The following is a 21,485-nucleotide window of genomic DNA, read 5'->3' on the forward strand; positions in this document are numbered from 1 at the left end:
TTTCATTGATTGAAATAGGTCTTTGTTTTATTTTAAAAATACGCACTCTTAAGGATTTGGATGAAATGCTTTTTTATTAAAAACAATCAGGATTCCAACACCAGTCGAGATGGCAACATCCGCAACATTGAAAATGGCATTAAAGAACGTAAAATCACGACCTCCTATAAGAGGAACCCATTCGGGCATTGGATAATCTTTTATAAAAGGAAAATAAAACATATCAACCACCTGACCATTAAGCCAAGTTCCATAAGGTGTATCCGTAAAAATCGTAGCCACTTGTTGATGACTGTGATCAAAAATTACTCCGTAAAAAACTGAATCAATAATATTCCCTAAAGCACCTGCAAATATCAATGCTATAGCAACAATCAAATAATTAGAGCTTTTCTTTCTTTCAACAGCATCCCATAACCAGTAAGCAATTCCTGTTACTGCAAAAAGACGAAAAATGGTCAGGATAAGTTTACCATAAGCTCCTGGAATTTTTGTCCCCCATGCCATGCCTTCATTTTCGATAAAATGAATTTGAAACCAATCAAAAACATGGACTTCTTCTCCTAAAATAAAATTTGTTTTGATGTATATTTTAGAGATCTGATCGACCAATAAAACAAGAGCAATAAGACAATAAGCTTTAAGTAACGACATCTATAAAAAAATTTAAAGGCGTAAAAATAATAAATTAAGAAAAAAAAACGCTCCTAAAGGAGCGTTAATTCTTGTGCTATAAAGACTTTTATCTTTGTAAATTTTTGGCCTCAATACTCATTGTGGCATGAGGTACAATTTTTAATCTTTCTTTCCCAATTAACTTTCCTGTGATTCTACAAACCCCATACGTTTTGTTTTCAACACGGAATAATGCACTCTTTAAATCTCGTATAAACTTTTCTTGACGAATTGCAAGCTGTGAGTTAGCTTCTTTAGACATAATTTCGCTACCTTCTTCAAATGCTTTAAACGTTGGTGAAGTATCATCCGTACCGTTGTTAAGGTCATTCATGTAGGCGCTCTTAATTAAATCCAAATCGGCTTGAGCCTTTACGATTTTATTTTGAATGATTTCCTTAAACTCTGCTAAATCAGCGTCAGAGTATCTTGCAACTTCATCTACCATAATACTAATTTTTTGTAATTATTATTCTTGTTGTTATCTCATCAAAGTCAATTTCCGTGCCATTTTCTATACTCTCTTCAAAAACAAGCACTTCTGTCAGTGTTTCTGATTTTATATAGTCTTTGTTGGCATTTACTGCTGCTTCCAAAGTATCATTTTTTTGTAAATGAACTTTAATCTTATCCGTCACTTCAAATCCAGCGTCTTTACGAATATTCTGAATTCTATTCACCAATTCTCTTGCAATCCCTTCTTGTTTTAATTCTGGCGAAACTGTAATATCCAAAGCAACCGTGATTCCGTTTGAATTGGCAACCAACCAACCCTCAATATCTTGCGATGTAATTTCTACATCTTCTAGTGATAAAATTACACTATTTCCTGCAATAACAATACTTAACGTACCTTCTTTATCAAATTGTGAGATTTGCTCGCTAGTTAGATTTTGTATCTCTTTGGAAATCAATCCCATATCTTTTCCGAAGCGTGGCCCCAAAGCTTTAAAATTTGGTTTTATTTGTTTCACCAAAATACCAGACGCATCATCTAAAAGTACGATTTCTTTTACATTGACTTCGGCTTTAATAAGATCTGAAACAGCCTCAATTTCTAACCTCTGATTCTCGTCAAGTACTGGAATCATTACCTTTTGCAAAGGTTGACGCACCTTAATCATTTCCTTTTTACGCAATGATAAAACTAGAGATGAAATAGTCTGTGCTTTCTGCATTTTGGACTCTAGCATTTTATTAACATACTTTTCAACTGAAACAGGGAATTGAGCGAGATGAACAGACTCAAAATTCTCAGTTGCAGTAGCTTTGATAAGATCTCTATAAAGTGCATCCATATAGAAAGGAGCAATAGGTGCACTTAATTTAGTAATGCTTAATAAACAAGTATAAAGTGTTTGATATGCTGCGATTTTATCATGTGCATACTCGCCTTTCCAAAAACGACGACGACACAAACGCACGTACCAGTTACTTAGATTTTCCTGAACAAACTCAGAGATAGCACGTGCTGCTTTTGTAGGCTCGTAATCATCATAATAACTATCAACTTGAGCAATTAAAGTATTCAATTCTGAGATAATCCATTGATCGATTTCAGGTCTTTCATTTACTGGAATTTCGGTTTCAGCATATTTAAAACCATCGATATTAGCATATAAACTAAAGAATGAATAGGTGTTGTATAGCGTTCCGAAAAACTTACGACGCACCTCAGCAATTCCCTCGATATCAAATTTCAAGTTATCCCAAGGATTTGCGTTTGAAATCATGTACCAACGTGTAGCATCTGGTCCGTATTCGCTTAATGTTTCAAAAGGATCTACGGCATTACCTAAACGTTTAGACATTTTTTGTCCGTTTTTATCTAAAACCAATCCGTTTGAAACTACATTTTTGTATGCTATTTTATCAAAAACCAAAGTTCCTATAGCATGTAAGGTATAAAACCAACCACGGGTTTGATCGACTCCTTCTGCAATAAAATTGGCTGGGAAATCTTTGTTTTCATCAATTTTCTCTTGGTTTTCAAAAGGGTAATGCCATTGTGCATAAGGCATTGCTCCAGAATCGAACCAAACATCAATCAAATCACTTTCGCGCTTCATTGGTTTTCCAGAAGCCGAAACCAAAATAATTTCATCTACTACATTTTTATGTAAATCGACTAAATCATAATTAGATTCAGACATGTTTCCAATTTCAAAACCTTTAAATGGGTTCTCTTTTTGAATTCCAGCTGCGATAGATTTTTCGATTTCGTTGTACAACTCTTCGACCGAACCAACCAAGATTTCTTCCTGCTTGTCTTCGGATCTCCAAATTGGCAACGGAATCCCCCAATAACGAGAACGAGATAAGTTCCAGTCATTGGCATTTTTTAACCAATTCCCGAAACGCCCTTCACCGGTTGCTTTTGGCTTCCAGTTGATGGTTTCGTTCAAATCGAACATTCTGTCTTTAATCTCAGTCACTTTAATAAACCAAGAATCTAACGGATAGTACAAAATTGGTTTGTCAGTTCTCCAACAATGTGGGTAACTGTGCACATATTTTTCAACCTTAAAGGCTTTGTTTTCTTCTTTTAAACGAATAGCAATTTCTACATCTACAGAACGCTCTGGAGCTTCACCTTCGTTGTAATATTCGTTTTTAACATATTTACCACCAAATTCACCCATGTGTGAAGTGAATTTTCCTTGCAAATCTACCAACGGTACTGGAATACCATTTTCGTCTAAGACCAACATTGGCGGTACTTCGGGAGTAGCTTCTTTGGCTACTTTGGCATCATCAGCACCAAAAGTAGGGGCAGTATGCACAATTCCGGTACCATCTTCGGTAGTTACGAAATCGCCCGAAATTACTCTAAATGCATTTTCAGGATTTTGATATGGTAAGGTGTATGGTAATAATTGTTCGTAACGGATTCCTACTAAATCCGCACCTTTTGCTTCGATAACTATTTGGTACGGTATTTTTTTATCTCCAGCTTTGAAATTTTCAAAATCAGTTACTTCTTCTGAAGCGAAATATCCTTTACCAAATTGTTTCCCAACTAAATTTTTAGCCAAAATCACATTGATTGGCTCAAAAGTGTATTGGTTGAACGTTTTGACCAACACATAATCGATTTTTGGTCCAACTGTTAATGCTGTATTACTTGGCAATGTCCAAGGTGTTGTTGTCCATGCCAAAATATGAACATCTCCAAAACCTTGTAAAAAGCTTGGCAATGAATCATTTATTGCTTTAAACTGAGCCACAATCGTAGTATCAGTAACATCACGATATGACCCAGGCTGATTTACTTCATGCGAAGACAATCCTGTTCCCGCCTTTGGAGAATACGGTTGAATAGTGTAGCCTTTGTACATCAAATCCTTGTTGTAGATTTGTTTCAACAACCACCATACCGATTCCATGTATTTGGATTTGTAGGTGATGTATGGATCTTCCATATCTACCCAATACCCCATTTTTTCGGTCAAATCATTCCATACATCCGTATAACGCATTACGGTTTTTTTGCACGCTTCGTTATATTCCTGCACGGTAATGTTTACACCAATATCTTCTTTGGTGATACCCAATTCTTTCTCAGTACCTAATTCTACTGGTAAACCATGAGTGTCCCAACCTGCTTTACGCTTTACTTGAAACCCTTTTTGGGTTTTGTATCGACAAAAAATATCTTTTATAGCACGTGCCATCACGTGATGAATTCCCGGAAGTCCATTTGCCGAAGGCGGACCCTCAAAAAACACGAATGGCTCGTTACCTTCACGTGTGGTTACACTTTTTTCAAATATGTTTTCTTTTTTCCAAAAATCAAGAACTTCTGACGCTACTGTTGGCAAGTCAAGTCCTTTGTATTCAGTAAATTTTGTACTCATTTTATCCTATTCTTAATCGAGGTGCAAAAGTAATCATTTTTAAAATATAAAAAACCAAGAACATTAAGTAAATGTTACTATTCAATCTCTTTCGTTACAAAACCCTTAAATCTGGTTTTAAGAAAAGATTAAACTTACCTTAAACAACTATTACAAAGTAAATTATAATCAAAAAAACAGGTATTTATACGTGTACATTTTTTTTAATATAATCGTAAGTTTGATACCCCAAATTTACATGTTGGCCAATTCTAACGGAATAAATCCAACGAAATACTTAATATGATAGATTTCAAAAAAGTAATTGTATAAACAATAATTTTTTGAAACATTTTCTAGTCGCTATAGCAAATCTATTTGTGAATAGTCAATTTGAACACTAAAAATTATTGAAAATTAATTGTCTAAACCATAATTAAAATCAATAAAAAATGTTGTTTGAAGTTATACAAATAATTGCCGATCAAGTAAATTCGTATCTAGAAGAAAGCGGTTTGACAAAATCTGTCATACCCGAAAACATTGCTTTTATTGAATCACAGGTAGAAGATCCTCAATCTCTTACTAACAATGTGTATATAACTTTATTGAACATTCAAGAAGAAAACACTCTTAAAAACTTTCCTAACAAATCCATTGAAGACTCTAAAGTTGTTTACAAAAACCATATTCTAAACCTCAACCTTTATATTCTTTTTGCGGCAAATAGAGATACCTATCTAAAGTCTCTAAAAGACATTTCAAAAATTATAGAATTTTTTCAAGGAAAGAAGCTCTTCACTCAGTCCAATACCATATTTGATCGTAATAAGCCTTCGATGAGTAACATTGAAAATTTCAAGTTCTCTGTCGAGTTATATACTCCCACATTTGAGGAGATGAACTTTATATGGGGAACATTGGGAGGCAAACAATATCCTTCTGCTTTATATAAAGTGAGTATGATACAAATTGAACGAGATATCCCTCAGGTAGAAGGTTCTATTATACATGAAATTGATGGTAATACTAATCAAATCTTAAACTAATGAGCTTCAGTATCACATACAAAACTCTTTTTAACATTACTGTCTTACATGGCTATTTCCTGAATAATGGAATCGAAGAATTCAACGGTATGAGTTTAGACAAAAAGAAAAAAATATTACGTCAGTACAAACTTGACGATTCTATTGAAATTATACCGACAAATGAGACCCATTTACTCTTAAAAAAATATCACTTAGTATATCGAATCAATAAAAGCGAAATCAAAATCGAAGCTAAAATTGCGCCCAACGATTCAAGTTTGCCATTTGTAAACATTCCTTTATCGCTAACCTTGAATTTTATTCTCAAAATCAAAGATTCCTTTTTTGAAAATTATACAGACCTCAATTTTATCCCGAATCGAATTCTATACTTAAGCAACACGAAACCAATAGATGAACCTGTCTCTTTCAAATATATTCCACTAATCACTAACTCAAATTTCATAGACGACAGTTATATAATATCCGAAGTTTCTACAAGTAAAATTCTAGCTCCGCTAAACCCATTTGAAAAAAGAGGTGTCATCGGAATTATTTCTTTAAAAATGCAAGGTGATAAGCCAAATTTGAAGATTCTGAACAATCAAAAAAAACTGATTAGCCCAGCTCCTAATTTCAAAATTCATTTCAATAACCGAAAAACATTTTGGAAATACACAAAAGCAAATAGTGATTTTGAAGTCGAAACAACTCAGAGAAAACCATTAACACAAAATGGCTTTATAGAAATTGACCCCCTAACCGATTTTACAACCAATCCTGCAGAAGCACCCAATTATAAATACCCAAACCCTTCGGCAAAATCAATTCAAAAAATAGGACCAAAAATATATTCACAAATATTCATCTAAAAAATTATAATTATGGCAACCACTTACAAAACACCCGGTGCTTATGTTGAGGAAATTGTAAAATTTCCGCCATCCGTTGCACAAGTTGAAACTGCTATTCCTGCTTTTATAGGCTATACCGAAAAAGCCACAAAAAAAATTGAAAGCGATTTACTTAATATCCCAACAAGAATTTCATCATTACTGGAGTATGAAACTTATTTTGGTTTTGCTTATCCAGAAACCACAATTTCTGTAGATATAACAGATATTTTATTAAATGGAACGCTACAACGCGACATTGTGGTTAACCAACCCAGTATTCCAAAACCTTTTTTGATGTATTATTCCTTACAGATGTATTTTGCAAACGGGGGAGGACCTTGCTATATCATTTCGGTAGATACTTATGAAGATGAAAATGGGAATGAAAACACCGTTTCGTTCGATCTTTTAGATGATGGCCTTGATTTATTAAAAGCCGAAGACGAACCTACTCTAATCCTTTTCCCTGATGCAAAAGCATTGAGCGAAATCAATTTTTATTCCTTATATAATAACGCTTTGATACAATGCCACGATATGCAAGATCGGTTTACGATCATTGACACACTAACTTCTACGGATAGTTTTGACGATTCTGAAGTATTGAGAAACCGAATTAATCTTGAAAAAGACTACTTAAAATACGGTGCTGCCTATTACCCTCATTTAGAAACCATATTAGATTATGACTATAACGAGGATGCGATATTGATCAATCATATTTCTTATGATGCCGATGCGATGCCAACATCATTGGTAGAATTAAACGCTTCGAAAACCAATATCCCACCAATTATTTTAGACTTAGTAACCGTAACTGCTGAATCAGTAGCTGGAACATTACCTGCTGTTATTGAGTATATCGAAAGTCCCACTGGGTATGACAATGCCGGAGCAGAAACATTTACCGTTGCCCAAACAACTGCATTCGTATTATTATTAGATGCATTGATTGTGGACTTAGATAGTCTCGTATCCGAAAAAAAATTAATTAAGAATGCTGCTAAATCGGCAATTGCTTCTGTAGAAGAATCAGCTAGTGCAGACGATGATATTGTTACCGCATTGGCCGCCATAACTGTATTGTTTGAAGGTAATAACAAAATTGAAAATGTTCTGAAAAACTTAAAAGATTTAGCAACAAAACTAAAAAGTGCCGATACCGATACCAAAGTTGGAAATCTTATAAAAACTAATACCACCAATGTTATTAATGAAGTAGCAAAACTTTTGGTTTATACCCCAATTTTAGGGCTTCCAGACGTTAGTCTAGCTATTACTACAAATGTGTTTTCGACTATTTCTACACTTTTGGACACATTAATAGCAGAAGTAGATAGTGTAAAAGCAGTAGATATCAATAATGGGGCAATGAACGGAAGATTTTTGGGAGATATAGAATCGCTGAATAATGCTTCTTACAATATCATTAAAGCAGAAATTTCCAATTTACCATTAACTATTCCTCCAAGCAGCTCAATAGCTGGAGTTTATGCAAGAACCGATAGCAATAGAGGGGTTTGGAAAGCTCCAGCCAATGTTGGTTTAAATTATGTGGTAAAACCAACTATAAAAATCACCAATAACGAACAAGACAATTTAAATGTCGATACAACAGCAGGGAAATCCATCAATGCAATTCGAAACTTTACTGGAAAAGGCATACTGGTTTGGGGCGCAAGAACACTTGCAGGCAATGACAATGAATGGCGTTATGTTCCGGTGAGACGTTTCTTTAATATGGCCGAGGAGTCTATTAAAAAAGCAACTGAGCAGTTTGTTTTTGAACCCAATGATGCTAACACTTGGATTCGTGTGAGAGCCATGATCGAAAACTTCCTAATACTTCAATGGAGAGCAGGAGCCCTTGCAGGAGCCAAACCAGAACAAGCATTTTATGTGAGAGTTGGTTTAGGGCAAACAATGTCGGCACTAGACATTTTAGAGGGCAGAATGATTGTCGAGATAGGAATGGCAGTGGTAAGACCAGCTGAATTCATTATTCTAAAATTCTCTCACAAAATGCAAGAAGCATAACATCGGTTAAACAATTCGAACAATTAAAAATATACGATTATGAGCAGTTATCCATTACCAAAGTTTCATTTCTCAGTTGACTGGGGAGGAACAAAAATAGGTTTCACAGAAGTTTCTGGATTAGATGTTGAAACAGAAGTTATCGAATATAGACAAGGCGCCAGCCCAGAATATAGCAAAATAAAAATGCCTGGTATGCAGAAATTTTCAAACATTACACTCAAAAGAGGAACTTTTAAAAGTGATAATGAATACTATAGCTGGTGGAATACAGTAAAACTGAACACTATTGAAAGAAGAGATATCACTATCAAATTACTAAACGAGGAGCATGAACCCGTAGTGACCTGGAAGATTAAAAACGCTTGGCCTACCAAGATACAATCGACCGATTTGAAAGCAGACGGCAATGAAGTCGCTATCGAATCTATGGAATTGGTTCACGAAGGTTTAACCATTCAAAATGATTAATCATGGCTAACTATTATCCACCTGTAGGCTTTCATTTTTTGGTTGAATTTGAAGGTCTTGGAACTCAAGCAAAAGACCATCAATTCCAATCAGTATCCGGTTTATCTGTAGATATTGAAACCGAAGAAATTGCCGAAGGTGGAGAAAATAGATTCAAACATAAATTCCCCGTAAAAACCAAATATCCCAATCTGGTCTTAAAAAGAGGAATGCTCATCGATTCTAAAATTATTGATTGGTGTAGAAATGCTATCGAAAATTTCGAATTCAAACCCGTTAACTTGACTGTAAAATTGTTAAATGATAAACACCAACCATTGCTATCATGGAATGTAGTTCATGCTTATCCTGTAAAATGGGCTGTGGAAGATTTTAACGCTTCCGAAAGTAAACTGGTAATTGAAAGCTTCGAACTCACTTATAATTATTTCACTTTAATCAAAAACTGATGCCAATAGAAATAAAAGAGCTACACATTAAAATTAATGTGAATGAAGGCAGTAGCAGTAATAACTCCAATTCCAAAAAAGACACAAAGAGCAAGGACAAAGATATTATTGCGCAATGTGTAGAAACTGTAATGCAAACTATTGAACGACAAAAAGAACGATAATCATGAGTTTAGGTCAATTAGAAAAACTAAAAGTGGTAGCCTATAGCGACCCAGAATTTAATAATAGAATTGCCGATGGCGAATTTTCTACGTTATTAAATCCTGAAAAATATACCTATCACTATAGAATAGAACAAAATGATGATCAAGCAGCAGGTACTAGTACGGTTTCGCCACGGTTTAACAAACAACTCCCCGAAAACTTAGATCTCGAATTTGTTTTTGATCGATCTGGCGTAATTAATGGTTCTTCTAGTTCTAATGACGGCATTATAAATGATATCGAAAAATTTAAAAAAGTTATTCTGGATTACAATGGCGATGAGCACAAACCCAATTATCTGATTATTTCTTGGGGGAGCCTCCTGTTTAAAGGCTCTTTAACCGAAATGGATATCGAATTTAAACTATTCAAACCCGATGGAACTCCTATTAGAGCCATAGCAAAAGCCAAGTTTCAAGGTTTTGTAGAAGATAATCTAAGAGCTGCCCGAGAAAACAACCAATCGCCAGATTTAACCCATTACAGAATTGTAAAAGAAGGAGATACACTCCCGCTGATGACTTATCGGATTTACGGCGATTCTAAATATTACTTAGAAGTCGCAAGAGTAAATAACCTCATCAATTTTAGAAAATTAAAAGCGGGACAAGAAATTTTTTTTCCACCATTACAAAAACAGCAATAAATGAACAATAGTGGAGTCATACAAACGAGTCAAAGTGCCGATTTAGTTACGCACAAAATTCTTATTGAAGGTCAAGAATTATCAAAAACCTATCAAGTTAAGAGTATTGTAGCACATAATGAAATCAACAGGATTCCTATGGCTCAAATTGTATTGATTGATGGCGAAGCCTCCAAAAGGGATTTCAAACTCAGTAATGAAGCGTTACTGATTCCCGGTAAAAAAGTAGAAATAAAAATTGGCTATCATTCCGATGAGGAAACCATTTACAAAGGCATTATCATCAAGCACAACATCAAAATCAAAGACAACTTCGCTTGCTTAATCATCGAGTGCAAAGACGAAGTAGTAAAACTAACCATCGGAAGAAAAAGCAAATACTTTTATGAAAAGAAAGATAATGAAATTTTTGAAGAAATCATAGGCACTTACGGATTCGACAAAAGCATAGAAACAACCAACTTCATGCACAAAGAATTGGTGCAATACAATACTTCCGATTGGGATTTTATCATTTCAAGAGCGCAAGCAAATGGTAAACTTTGCTTTGTAGAAAACAGTACAATAACAATAAAAAAACCAAATTTATCCTCAAATCCCTTAGAGACGGTAATATTTGGTGCCAATATTTTGGATTTTGATGCTGAGATTGATGCTAGAAATCAGTTCTCAAAAGTGTCCTCCTATAGTTGGAATTATGCCGATCAAGAAATAACCGAAATTGAAGCGACAAATCCCAATGTGTCATTAAACGGAAATCTAAGTTCATCTGATTTGGCTCAAACAATCCAATTAGAAAACTTCGAATTGCGTCATGGAGGGAATATATCTCAAACCGAATTGCAAGATTGGGCCGATGCCAAATTACTGTTTCAACAATTATCAAAAGTTAGGGGAAGAGTCAAATTTCAAGGAATTCCAAATATAAAACCAGACACCATAATAACCTTGGAGGGTGTTGGCGACCGATTTAGCGGAAAAGCCTATATCACTAGTGTTCTTCATCAAATATCAGAAGGAAACTGGACTATTGATGCTCAATTTGGAATAAATCCAGAATGGTTTTCAGAAACATACGACATTCACACACCATCCGCCTCTGGGATTATCCCTGCCATAAAGGGGTTACATGTTGGGATAGTCACGCAATTAGAAAGCGACCCCAATGGTGAAGATAGAATTTTGGTAAAAATCCCCATCATCAATAAAGACGAACAAGGAATTTGGTGCAGAGTTGCTTCTTTGGATGCCGGCGATAAACGGGGTGCTTTTTTTAGACCTGAAATAGAAGATGAAGTCATTGTTGGGTTCATCAACGAAGACCCAAACAACGCAATAGTTCTAGGAATGCTGCACAGTAGCGCAAAACCAGCCCCCATAACCGCCAGTGACAATAATGATGAAAAAGGATTTGTTACGAGAAGCGAAATGAAATTATTATTTGATGACAAAAAGAAATCCATCAATATAGAAACCCCAGCAGGAAAAAAAATAGTAATGGATGAAGATGCTGGCACAATTGTAATTGAAGACGAAAACTCAAATGTAATTACGATAGACAGTAATGGAATCAAAATGGAAAGTGCCGGTAAGATAGAATTAATCGCTTCTGGAGATATCAATATCGAAGGAGCCAATGTAAACATCAAAGCCAATACACAATTCAAAGCCGAAGGAAATGCTGGCGTCGAAATGTCATCTAGTGGATCGGCAGTATTAAAAGGAGGTATTGTTCAAATAAATTAATAAAAAATGGGAGCACCAGCAGCAAGAATTCTAGATATGCATGTATGTCCAATGGTTACAGGAACAGTTCCACATGTAGGAGGACCTATATTAATGGGAGAACCCACAGTACTCATTTGCGGAATGCCCGCTGCCAGATTGGGAGATACGGTAACATGCGTAGGACCACCAGACACTATCATTATGGGGTCTGCCACAGTTCTTATTGGCGGAATGCCTGCTGCCAGATTGGGAGATCCAACTGCACACGGAGGTACAATTATGGTAGGAGCACCAACAGTTTTAATAGGATAAACAATGGAAAATAAAAAAGCTTTTTTGGGAACTGGTTGGAGTTTTCCTCCCGAATTTAAAAAAACAACAAATTCTGTTGTGATGATTTCGAACGAGGAAGACATTAAAAGCAGCCTAGAAATTTTATTATCGACCAAAATTGGAGAACGTATTATGCAACCAAAATACGGATGCAATTTGGACGAATTGATTTTCAACCCGCTGAATCGCACTTTGAAAACGTATGTCTCAGAATTGATTAAAACCGCCATTTTGTATCATGAACCACGAATTGACGTTGAACAAATAGACATTACCCAAGGAGATGATTTAAACGGAGAGCTATTGGTGATTTTAGATTATAAAATAAGAGCAACAAACTCAAGAATTAATATGGTTTATCCTTTTTATAAAGGTGAAGGAACCGACTTATAAAAATTCATAAAATGAGCAATGATTGTAAAACTATTTTAAGCGTTTTGACCAAAAATGGGACATCCCAAAAACAAAGGTTTATAGATGCATTACAACCAAACAATATTCAACTCTTTGATTTGGAAATCTCAGACTGGATTTTGTTTGCCTACAATTTTGCAGGCTACGTTAACTATTTTGAAACAAATGACCCAACCAAAATAGCCGGTGACTGGAAAGACTTTTTTAATGAATTCCAATTAGAAGGCAAAAATCCTAATTTTAAAAAAAGTTTTGAATTCAACAGAATCAAAAAAGACATTAATGCTTTAATCCAAAACCACAAACAAGAATCATCGCTTACTCCACATTTAACCTTATTTGTTGCATTCCTGCTCCTTTTAGAAAATAGCAAAAAAAGATTCAATGCTATTACCAAGCGTCATCTTGATTTTTATTACAAAGAAATACTTCAGATAGAAAAACTACCCGCTACACCCGATAAAGTATATATGCTTTTTGAGTTGGCCAAAAATGCTACGCAACAAAAAATAGATATTCAGACTGCTTTTGACGGGGGGAAAGATTTAATTGGTAGAAACAGAATATACAAAACATCCGAAGAATTAATTGCCAATAAGACCAATGTTGCTTTATTAAAAAACATCTATCATGATGGTTCTAACAAAAAGATTGTTGCTAGTCCAATAGCCAACTCTTTTGATGGCTTAGGCGAAAAATTTCCAAATGAGAACATCCAGTATTGGCCATTTGGTCATACTTCTAATAGTCATTTTCCCGAATTACCCAATGCTACCTTGGGTTTTGCAGTAGCCTCGCCCATTCTATTACTCAGCGAAGGAAAAAGAAGTATAGAAATAAAGTTCAATTTTCAAGAAAACCTAGCCAATATCACTGCTAATGATATCATTGCTAATGTATCGGTTTTTCTTACTACAGAAAAAGGTTGGCATGAAGTTCCAATAAAAGCATCTATTACAGGCAAAAAAGAAATTTTTCAGACTACTGTCATTACAAAAAATATGACGATTGCGTTTCAACTCGACGAAAATGTAGATGCTATAACCAACTACAATGCCAAAGTTTTAGGAAACGAATTTAAAAGTACTCTCCCTGTTGCAAAATTTATAATTCATACTTCCAAAGTCAATGGTTATGAATTGTACAGATCATTGGCAAAAAACCAACTGAAATTCATTAGCACAAAAATTGATGTCCAAAATGTAAAAAATGTTATTCTGGAAAATGACAATAGTACTATAAATGCTCTAAAACCTTTCTATCCGTTTACACCAATTCCTGTTATTGGATCCAGTTTTTATATTCAATATGAGGAAGCTTTTGCAAAAAAATGGGACTCAATAGATGTAAACCTTAGTTGGAAAAATACCCCCGCAGATTTTCAAGAACATTATAAAACATATAAAAGTCCATATATCCCCTCTATTAGTCCATCTTCTTTTCTTGCTTATTTGATTAATGTAAATGATAATAATAATTATTTACCTAACGATCAAATCATAACCAGCGATCAAGATTTTAAATATGATTTAGACCTATTATCTAATAACGTTTGGATTGATGTCCTATCAAAAAATAATCAATCTTTATTTTCAAAAAGTCAAGGTTCAGACTCATACAAGACAGATTTTACTATCTCAACAAATTATATAACGGACAAAAGCAGCAAGCTGAAAATGGTTTTAAAAACATCTTTTCTGCATAGCATGTACCCAAAAATATACGCATTGGCACTTGCTACAGGTGACAAAAACGTACTATTACCAAATGAACCTTATACCCCATTGGCCGAAAATGTAACATTGAGTTATACAGCTTCGGAATCGAGTCTGTTTACTGAGGAATCTGGGCTAACACTCAAAGAAATATACACAAGAAACAAAACAAAACTCTTCCACATTCACCCATTTGGATATTCTGAAGAGCACATTTATTTTAAATCAATATTAGATTTTGTTGACAATAAAAAGACCAACTTACTCCCAGCCTATTGCAAAGGAGGTGAGCTATTAATTGGCCTTGAAAACACCAATGAATTGGAACAGATAACACTATTATTCCAGGTCTTAGAAGGAAGCGAAAATCCGTTGACACCTTCTTTTACAGGAAATCAAAAAATAGAATGGTCTGTTCTCGGTAACAATGAATGGAAAATTCTTGACGCTACCCACATCCTGCTGAATGAAACCGATAATTTCTTGAAATCAGGAATCTTTCGATTTAATCTTCCAAAAGAAGCAACACAAAACAATACCACTTTACCAGAAAATTATATTTGGCTCAAAGCCAAAATGCACAAAAATTATGATGTCGTTTGCAAAATGACGGGGATTCATGCACAGGTTGTTTTGGCCACTTTTGAAGATAACTCGAACGACCTTTCCCATTTAGAGAAAGGACTTTCGGCAAAAACTATTTCAAAATTAACAGAAAGAATCAGTACTGTAAAATCGGTTTCGCAACCCTACAACAGCTTTGATTACAAACCCTCAGAGTCCGATACCGATTATTATAGAAGAATAAGCGAAAGACTCCGACATAAAAATCGTGCGATTACGATGTGGGACTATGAAAATATCTTGTTACAAGAATTTCCAGAACTTTACAAAGTAAAATGCTTAAACCATACCTCCGAAAATTCATTTCAAGCCCCTGGAAATGTTACTCTGGTTGTAATTCCGGACACTGTAAATAAAAACGTATTCGATATTTACCAACCTCGAGTAAGCACAGCAACTTTAAATAAAATACAGAATCATATCAACCAACTCAATTCGATGCACATCAATACAATTGTGATGAATCCAAATTATGAAGTGGTTAAAGTGAGTCTGGCCGTAAAATTCAAAGCTGGATTTGACATCAATTTTTATACTCAGGAACTCGGGAATGATATCACGAAATTTTTGTCTCCATGGGCCTATGACAAAAGTATCCCAATAACTTTCGGAGCGAGTATCAACATTAGCATTTTGATTAACTATCTGGAAAAATTAGGCTATGTGGATTATTTGGAAAATGTGAAACTAATAAAAAATGGTGTTCAGGATCAAAAGACAGTTTCTCCCTCGAATCCAAAATCAATCTTGGTTGCCGCAAAACCAAACGAGCATATTATAAGTACCACCATCATAGGTTGTAATGAAATAACAATTGAAGATAACGAAGAATGTCAACTGTAAATAAAAATAGTACTATCCCAAAAAATATAAGTTCGAATGATGATTTGAACTTTGATTTCTTGCGCAAAAAAGGAATCGAATATATCGAATCTTTAGGAAGTAAATTTTGGACAGATTACAACACACATGATCCGGGAATTACCATTTTGGAAGTATTATGTTATGCTATTACCGATTTAGGTTTGCGGATTAACCTTCCTATTCAGGATTTGTTGAGTAACTCAATAACGGGCAATTACGAAAATCAATTTTTTAAAGCTTCCGAAATCCTACCGAATAACCCTGTTACGGCTTTGGATTACCGAAAAATAATTTTAGACATCGACAATCGTATCAAAAATTGTTGGCTAGAAAAGTATTCCAAAAAACTGTATGTAAACTGTAAAACCGCAAAATTTTCATTTGATAAAAATGACTTTAGCGACACGCTTCCAGAATTCATACGAGAGATAGATATCAAAGGGTTATATACCATTTTAGTAGATATTAACGAGCAAGATTTGGCCAAAAAAATTGCCTTAAAAAAACAAATTTTTGAAAAATTTCAACAGTATAGAAACCTTTGTGAGGATATTGTCGAAATTCAAGAAATCGAGATACAGCCTATTGCTATTTGTGCTCAAATAGATGTTGCTCCAGAATCAGATGAAGAATACATTCATGCCTTAATCACTTTGGCACTTGAAAATTATTTATCACCAACAATCACTTTTTATTCGCTATCGCAAATGATTGAAAGAGGATATACAAGCGATCAAATTTTTGAAGGCCCATTATTAGAAAAAGGGTTTATAGACACCCAAGAACTCATCAATTCGTCTTTGAGAACCGAAATTCGTCTCTCGGATATTATCCAAATCATTATGAATATTGAAGGGGTTAGACAAATAAAAGACATCACCATAAATTATTGCAATTCTATTGATAACAATACCAAAGAATGGATTTTATGTATTGATAAAAGTAAAAAACCAATGTTGTGCGACAAAAGTACTTTTAATTTTACCAAAGGAATTCTACCCATTAATGTAAACAAAACCAAAGCTGCCGAATACCTGGCAGAGCTTAAAAACGACCTTGCAATTTCACAAAAAAAATCATCGGAAAATAAAGACTTAAAAGTGCCTCAAGGCAAAATTGTCGATTCTAATTTATACACCAGTATTACCAATGATTTCCCAGAAACCTATGGAGTTGGGGAAATCGGATTATCCGAAACTGTTAGTGTTGAAAGAAAAACTAAAGCCAAACAGCTCAAAGGATATTTATTGTTTTTTGATCAAATATTTGCCTCCTATTTCAAACACCTCAGCAATGTAAAAGAATTGCTTTCTATCAATAATTCGCTTATCAAAACCTATTTCACACAAGTTGTAAATGATGTAACTGGTTTTGAGGATTTAGTAAATCATTACGATATGGACGCTGATTTGCTCTCCGAAAATTTATTTGAAAATTTAGATGATACCATAAAACGAAACAATCTATTAAAAGACCATTTGATTTCTCGATTTGCAGAACGCTTTGCAGAATATGCTTTCTTGATGAAAACCCTATATGGAACCGTTTCGGACGAAATTGTTTTGCAAAACAAATCCAATTTCCTAGCCAATTATAATACCATAAGTAGCCAACGTGGTTCTGGTTTTAACTATTACAAACAACCTAACAACAACTTATGGAATACATTTAATGTAACAGGTTTAGAAAATAGAATTGCCGGACTTTTGGGCATCAGAGGAGATGTGAATCCTAGTACTGGTAAAAGAGTCATCAAAAGAAAAAATCTATCAAATTTATTTATTCAAATTTATGATCCAACACCAGCCACTCCAGCTATAAATTATAGATGGAGAATAAAAAACAGTCAAAATCATATCGTATTATCAGCAACCGATGATTACAAATCAGAATCTATCGCTGCCAACGAGCTTTATTTTGCAATTCTAAAAATTCTAGAAACCAGTGAAAGTGAAATCAAAGACGGATTCAAAATTCCTTTTACCAAAAAAGTGATTCATTCCTTTGAAATTCATCAAGCTGATAGCGGAAAATTCTCGTTTCATATCATCAATCCAGAAATTCCAAATCACAGCGACCCAAAGAGAATAGTTGCAAAACAATACAAATTCTATGATACCCTTGATGAAGTCAAAACTGCCATACTAGAATTAATCCAATTTTTAAAAGAAGAATTTAGTGAAGAAGGTGTGTTTTTAGTAGAGCATATTCTTTTACTTCCAAAAAATGACGAAACCACGACTGAGGATCATTTTATGCCCATCTGTATAGACGATTGTCTTGAAGACTGCTGCATTCCTGATCCCTATTCATTCAAAATTAGCGTCATTCTTCCGGGTTATACTTTTAGGTTTTCGGATATCAACTTTAGAAATTATGCCGAGGATGTTATCCGACAAGAAATTCCTTCTCATATTTTGGGTAAAATCTGCTGGATTGGTCATAGAAAAAGTCATATCAATACAGTTGACAATGATTTAATGGATTTTGAAAAAGACTTCAAAAACTTTTTAATCAATAAGAGCAATAATAATCAAGATGAATTACCTCAATTCATAAAAACATTAACAAAATTAAATTCGATTTTCCCTTCAGGAAGACTTTATAATTGTGAAAATGAAAATGAGGAACTCGATGGAAAAATAATACTGGGAAAAACAAATTTAGGAACATTATAAAATTTTAAGGCCATGACAACTAATAGACTCGATAATATTACAGGACAATATCATAGTTATGTAGAAGATCAGGTGTTAACACATTATCAACTAAACGAAACCATCGATTATTTTGATGATCAAAATCGTTTACAGAATGTTTTTTTGACGGGGCCTGGAATAACTTGTGGCTTTATTATTTCTACTACACCAGCACATACGTTTATTACCATTTCGCAAGGAACAGGAATTACAACCGATGGTGATTTGATAAAACTTCAAGAAAAATCTGCTGATGAAAATAAAATACTAACAACCAAACAAAAACTTTTCACAGTAAACGGTTCTAGTGTAACTTATAAATCATTTAAACCCTTTGCAATAGATAAAGCAAACTATGCCCATTTTATAAAAAACAATACTATTTTACCTCTTTGGGAATTATTGCCCGAAAAATTGGAAGGAGAAGAAATCGAAGTCGGCGAACAACCCTTAACTTCATTTCCTGATTTTGCCAATATAAAAGATTATGTAATTGTTTTATATCTGGAAAACTACTCGAAAGATGCTTCACTTTGCAGCCAAATCGATTGCTACAATCAAGGACGTGAAGAAGTTTTTAATCTAAAAGTTCTTCTGGCTAGCAAGGCCAGTGCCGATTTTATCATCTCTAATGATGCTCTTTTTAGCAAATACAATTATTTTAATAATTATCAATCACTTCCTGAACTAGGTGTCAAAAAGGTAGTTCCTACTTACAATACCTCGCAAACTGCTAATCAAATCAAACAAGTTTTTAATGCAGTAGTAAGTGACAATGCATTTAAAAACAGCTTGAAGAACGGCATTTCAACCCTACTTACAAATTTAGGATTCGCCACCGAAGCCACAACAATCAACACTGGGATCACAACATTATTCAATATCGTAAGCATTCCGAATGATATTCACTATAGATATGATGCGTTAAAAGATATTGTGGCAACGTATAAAGAACTAAAAGATTTATACATTCAACTTTGTTCACAATGCAATCTCCCTTTAGGATCATTTCCAAAGCATTTGATGATTGGGTTGGTTGAAGATCCTGGAGATTACAAATCCTATCGTCACAGGTTTTACAAATCTTCTATACTTGACAATGAAAACAAAACCTTCAAAAAATTTACCCTTCTAGTACAACGATTACTTTCAATAACCCAAAAATACGGCATTATTGCTACGGCCAATTATGTCAAAATTACACCTTCAAAGACCCTTGGACAATTAGGGCAAAAATCAATTCCATATTATTACAATGTTGATATTCCATTCCTGAATTCATGGGATTTTGACAAGAATAATATCTATATGCAGAGAGCAAATTTAAGCTATCATATTACTAATTTATTAAACGATGACTATGTCAAATTTCCACTAAAATATTCTTTGGATGATTATGATTTTTATAGAATTGAAGGCTATTTAAACGATAGTATCGATGATGTAAATATTGTTTTGAATGATCAAAGAAATTTCTTCGGACTTGATTTTGATTTTATCATCATTGACATCATTAAAGATAAAAACGACCTAAGAGTTTTATTAAAAAATCATCCTTCTTTCGAACACAAAGCAGGGGTAAAAAAAGGAGGAACTTTAATCTTACTTAAAGAAGGGGGCACTTTTATAACAGATTTTGCAATCGACTATAAAATTACAAACGACAACGATCTAAGTTGTTGCACCATTGTCGAATGCATTTATCCTTGGATTAGCTCACTGAAATACATCAATAATTTATCCAGAAGTATAAAAGGAACTCAAAGCAGAGTCAAAGCCATGCCAACTCATTATTTATTAAATGTTAGAAATTACAGCATAAATGGGGTGAGTTTAATAAACCAACCTGTTGTTATTCGTGTTCCTTTAAACAATGACCTTTTACTCCGAAGACTACATGTTGTGATGGAAAAAATAAATCTTCAATTCCCAGCAGGATTGGTATTTGATTTTATCGAAGAACAAAAAAAATTAAAAATAACCAAACTGGAGAAAGATAAATTTGTTTTTGAAGTACAAGATATAACACTCAACACCAACAGTCCTGTTTATAAATTTACCGAGACAGGTATAAGCAGAAATAACAGACCTTTTAGAGTGGCACAAATTACAACAACTATCAAAAACGCTTACCAACAAGACGTTTATAAAATACTACAAAGCAATTATGCTCCTGTAAACAAAGATGATGATTACGGCCGATTTAATGAAGATTGGAGAAAATGGGAAATATTAAGAAGTAAACTAAGAACAAATAATGTAACAGCTTCATTCCAACGTTTTATTACCAAAATTGAACATTTTGATGATATCCCAACAAATATCCCAACTGTATTTGTTAGACAAGAACTACAACAAATTGCTAGAGAAATTCGAAGTGCACATACGGCATTTGCTAACTTAGAAGTATCTATAGGTGGTGATTGGACAAGTGGAAATTGGGTAAATACGACAATGATGAATCATTATGCTCTAAATTCAAGAAATACAAATGATGATGTGGTTCTGTTTATTAATCTTCGAAAAAAATTACACAACGAAAACGGAATAAGTAAATACATCATTCATATAAATAATACTTCAAACTTTAATCTAACACTATTGACACCTATTTTCAATAAGTATGCAACAAAGGCAGAGTTTTATTTACAAAAACCAACAGGAGGAATATTTATTCCTATAAGCTAGAAGGAAAGAATGAGGCATAAAAAAGAGCCTCAGGCCACAAAAAAACCGCTAGCAGACCTGAAGCTCGAAGGGGGGAGGAACATAATCAATCGACAATGATACAAAGTAGAAAAATAACCACCTAGCAACATAAACAATAAACGCAGTACACACAAACCCAGTAATCCATCAA

General features: G+C 34.1%; 16 protein-coding genes. 13 read left to right on the forward strand and 3 right to left on the reverse strand.

Features of this window, described 5'->3' with window-relative positions:
• Positions 1-48 precede the first annotated feature (48 nt).
• The 3 genes from ABEB18_RS10455 to ileS all read right to left on the reverse strand — a co-directional run bounded on the left by ABEB18_RS10455 (position 49) and on the right by ileS (position 4,532).
• Complete coding sequence (locus ABEB18_RS10455) at positions 49-654, reverse strand: lipoprotein signal peptidase (RefSeq protein WP_348799249.1); 606 nt, start codon at positions 652-654, stop codon at positions 49-51.
• Positions 655-742: 88 nt separating this feature from the next.
• Positions 743-1,123 (reverse strand): TraR/DksA family transcriptional regulator, encoded by a 381-nt coding sequence (locus ABEB18_RS10460; RefSeq protein ID WP_100432822.1) that lies wholly within the window; start codon positions 1,121-1,123, stop codon positions 743-745.
• Between the two features lie 4 nt (positions 1,124-1,127).
• A complete protein-coding gene (gene ileS / locus ABEB18_RS10465; protein ID WP_348799250.1) occupies positions 1,128-4,532 on the reverse strand; it encodes an isoleucine--tRNA ligase in 3,405 nt (1,134 codons plus the stop codon).
• A 431-nt stretch (positions 4,533-4,963) separates the two neighbouring features.
• On the opposite strand from ileS, the gene ABEB18_RS10470 reads away from it, so the two are divergent.
• Genes ABEB18_RS10470 through ABEB18_RS10530 form a run of 13 tightly spaced genes read left to right on the forward strand, consistent with a single transcriptional unit; the run spans position 4,964 to position 21,313 of the window.
• Positions 4,964-5,560 (forward strand): Pvc16 family protein, encoded by a 597-nt coding sequence (locus tag ABEB18_RS10470; RefSeq protein ID WP_348799251.1) that lies wholly within the window; start codon positions 4,964-4,966, stop codon positions 5,558-5,560.
• Positions 5,560-6,414, forward strand: a complete 855-nt coding sequence (locus ABEB18_RS10475; RefSeq protein WP_348799252.1) for a hypothetical protein — start codon at positions 5,560-5,562, stop codon at positions 6,412-6,414. The genes ABEB18_RS10470 and ABEB18_RS10475 overlap by 1 nt, the downstream gene beginning before the upstream one ends.
• 12 nt (positions 6,415-6,426) lie before the next feature.
• Positions 6,427-8,475 (forward strand): phage tail sheath family protein, encoded by a 2,049-nt coding sequence (locus ABEB18_RS10480; RefSeq protein ID WP_348799253.1) that lies wholly within the window; start codon positions 6,427-6,429, stop codon positions 8,473-8,475.
• Between the two features lie 39 nt (positions 8,476-8,514).
• Positions 8,515-8,946 (forward strand): phage tail protein, encoded by a 432-nt coding sequence (locus tag ABEB18_RS10485; protein WP_348799254.1) that lies wholly within the window; start codon positions 8,515-8,517, stop codon positions 8,944-8,946.
• A 2-nt stretch (positions 8,947-8,948) separates the two neighbouring features.
• Entirely contained in the window at positions 8,949-9,395 is a 447-nt protein-coding gene (locus tag ABEB18_RS10490) for a phage tail protein (protein WP_348799255.1), read from the forward strand.
• Positions 9,395-9,559 carry a DUF5908 family protein gene (locus tag ABEB18_RS10495; protein ID WP_348799256.1) on the forward strand — a complete coding sequence of 55 codons (165 nt, stop codon included), beginning with the start codon at positions 9,395-9,397 and terminating at the stop codon, positions 9,557-9,559. Before ABEB18_RS10490 ends, ABEB18_RS10495 begins: the two co-directional genes overlap by 1 nt.
• A 2-nt stretch (positions 9,560-9,561) precedes the next feature.
• Positions 9,562-10,248, forward strand: coding sequence for a CIS tube protein (locus ABEB18_RS10500; protein WP_348799257.1), 687 nt, complete (start codon positions 9,562-9,564; stop codon positions 10,246-10,248).
• Entirely contained in the window at positions 10,249-11,994 is a 1,746-nt protein-coding gene (gene vgrG / locus ABEB18_RS10505) for a type VI secretion system tip protein VgrG (RefSeq protein ID WP_348799258.1), read from the forward strand.
• 6 nt (positions 11,995-12,000) lie between these two features.
• Complete coding sequence (locus ABEB18_RS10510) at positions 12,001-12,288, forward strand: PAAR domain-containing protein (protein WP_348799259.1); 288 nt, start codon at positions 12,001-12,003, stop codon at positions 12,286-12,288.
• A 3-nt stretch (positions 12,289-12,291) separates the two neighbouring features.
• On the forward strand, positions 12,292-12,702 hold the full coding sequence (locus ABEB18_RS10515; protein WP_348799260.1) for a GPW/gp25 family protein: 411 nt from the start codon (positions 12,292-12,294) through the stop codon (positions 12,700-12,702).
• Between the two features lie 11 nt (positions 12,703-12,713).
• Entirely contained in the window at positions 12,714-15,905 is a 3,192-nt protein-coding gene (locus ABEB18_RS10520) for a baseplate J/gp47 family protein (RefSeq protein WP_348799261.1), read from the forward strand.
• Positions 15,893-18,604, forward strand: coding sequence for a baseplate wedge protein (locus ABEB18_RS10525; RefSeq protein WP_348799262.1), 2,712 nt, complete (start codon positions 15,893-15,895; stop codon positions 18,602-18,604). Before ABEB18_RS10520 ends, ABEB18_RS10525 begins: the two co-directional genes overlap by 13 nt.
• Before the next feature lie 12 nt (positions 18,605-18,616).
• On the forward strand, positions 18,617-21,313 hold the full coding sequence (locus ABEB18_RS10530; protein ID WP_348799263.1) for a hypothetical protein: 2,697 nt from the start codon (positions 18,617-18,619) through the stop codon (positions 21,311-21,313).
• The last annotated feature ends 172 nt before the right edge of the window (positions 21,314-21,485 follow it).

It is taken from the genome of Flavobacterium adhaerens, from assembly GCF_040045115.1.
Classification (GTDB): domain Bacteria; phylum Bacteroidota; class Bacteroidia; order Flavobacteriales; family Flavobacteriaceae; genus Flavobacterium; species Flavobacterium adhaerens.

What these genes read in the sequence shown, in the direction of transcription:
- ABEB18_RS10455 (WP_348799249.1), bottom strand. Translation starts at nt 654, where the DNA reads ATGTCGTTACTTAAAGCTTATTGTCTTATTGCTCTTGTTTTATTGGTC.
- ABEB18_RS10460 (WP_100432822.1), bottom strand. Translation starts at nt 1,123, where the DNA reads ATGGTAGATGAAGTTGCAAGATACTCTGACGCTGATTTAGCAGAGTTT.
- ileS (WP_348799250.1), bottom strand. Translation starts at nt 4,532, where the DNA reads ATGAGTACAAAATTTACTGAATACAAAGGACTTGACTTGCCAACAGTA.
- ABEB18_RS10470 (WP_348799251.1), top strand. Translation starts at nt 4,964, where the DNA reads ATGTTGTTTGAAGTTATACAAATAATTGCCGATCAAGTAAATTCGTAT.
- ABEB18_RS10475 (WP_348799252.1), top strand. Translation starts at nt 5,560, where the DNA reads ATGAGCTTCAGTATCACATACAAAACTCTTTTTAACATTACTGTCTTA.
- ABEB18_RS10480 (WP_348799253.1), top strand. Translation starts at nt 6,427, where the DNA reads ATGGCAACCACTTACAAAACACCCGGTGCTTATGTTGAGGAAATTGTA.
- ABEB18_RS10485 (WP_348799254.1), top strand. Translation starts at nt 8,515, where the DNA reads ATGAGCAGTTATCCATTACCAAAGTTTCATTTCTCAGTTGACTGGGGA.
- ABEB18_RS10490 (WP_348799255.1), top strand. Translation starts at nt 8,949, where the DNA reads ATGGCTAACTATTATCCACCTGTAGGCTTTCATTTTTTGGTTGAATTT.
- ABEB18_RS10495 (WP_348799256.1), top strand. Translation starts at nt 9,395, where the DNA reads ATGCCAATAGAAATAAAAGAGCTACACATTAAAATTAATGTGAATGAA.
- ABEB18_RS10500 (WP_348799257.1), top strand. Translation starts at nt 9,562, where the DNA reads ATGAGTTTAGGTCAATTAGAAAAACTAAAAGTGGTAGCCTATAGCGAC.
- vgrG (WP_348799258.1), top strand. Translation starts at nt 10,249, where the DNA reads ATGAACAATAGTGGAGTCATACAAACGAGTCAAAGTGCCGATTTAGTT.
- ABEB18_RS10510 (WP_348799259.1), top strand. Translation starts at nt 12,001, where the DNA reads ATGGGAGCACCAGCAGCAAGAATTCTAGATATGCATGTATGTCCAATG.
- ABEB18_RS10515 (WP_348799260.1), top strand. Translation starts at nt 12,292, where the DNA reads ATGGAAAATAAAAAAGCTTTTTTGGGAACTGGTTGGAGTTTTCCTCCC.
- ABEB18_RS10520 (WP_348799261.1), top strand. Translation starts at nt 12,714, where the DNA reads ATGAGCAATGATTGTAAAACTATTTTAAGCGTTTTGACCAAAAATGGG.
- ABEB18_RS10525 (WP_348799262.1), top strand. Translation starts at nt 15,893, where the DNA reads ATGTCAACTGTAAATAAAAATAGTACTATCCCAAAAAATATAAGTTCG.
- ABEB18_RS10530 (WP_348799263.1), top strand. Translation starts at nt 18,617, where the DNA reads ATGACAACTAATAGACTCGATAATATTACAGGACAATATCATAGTTAT.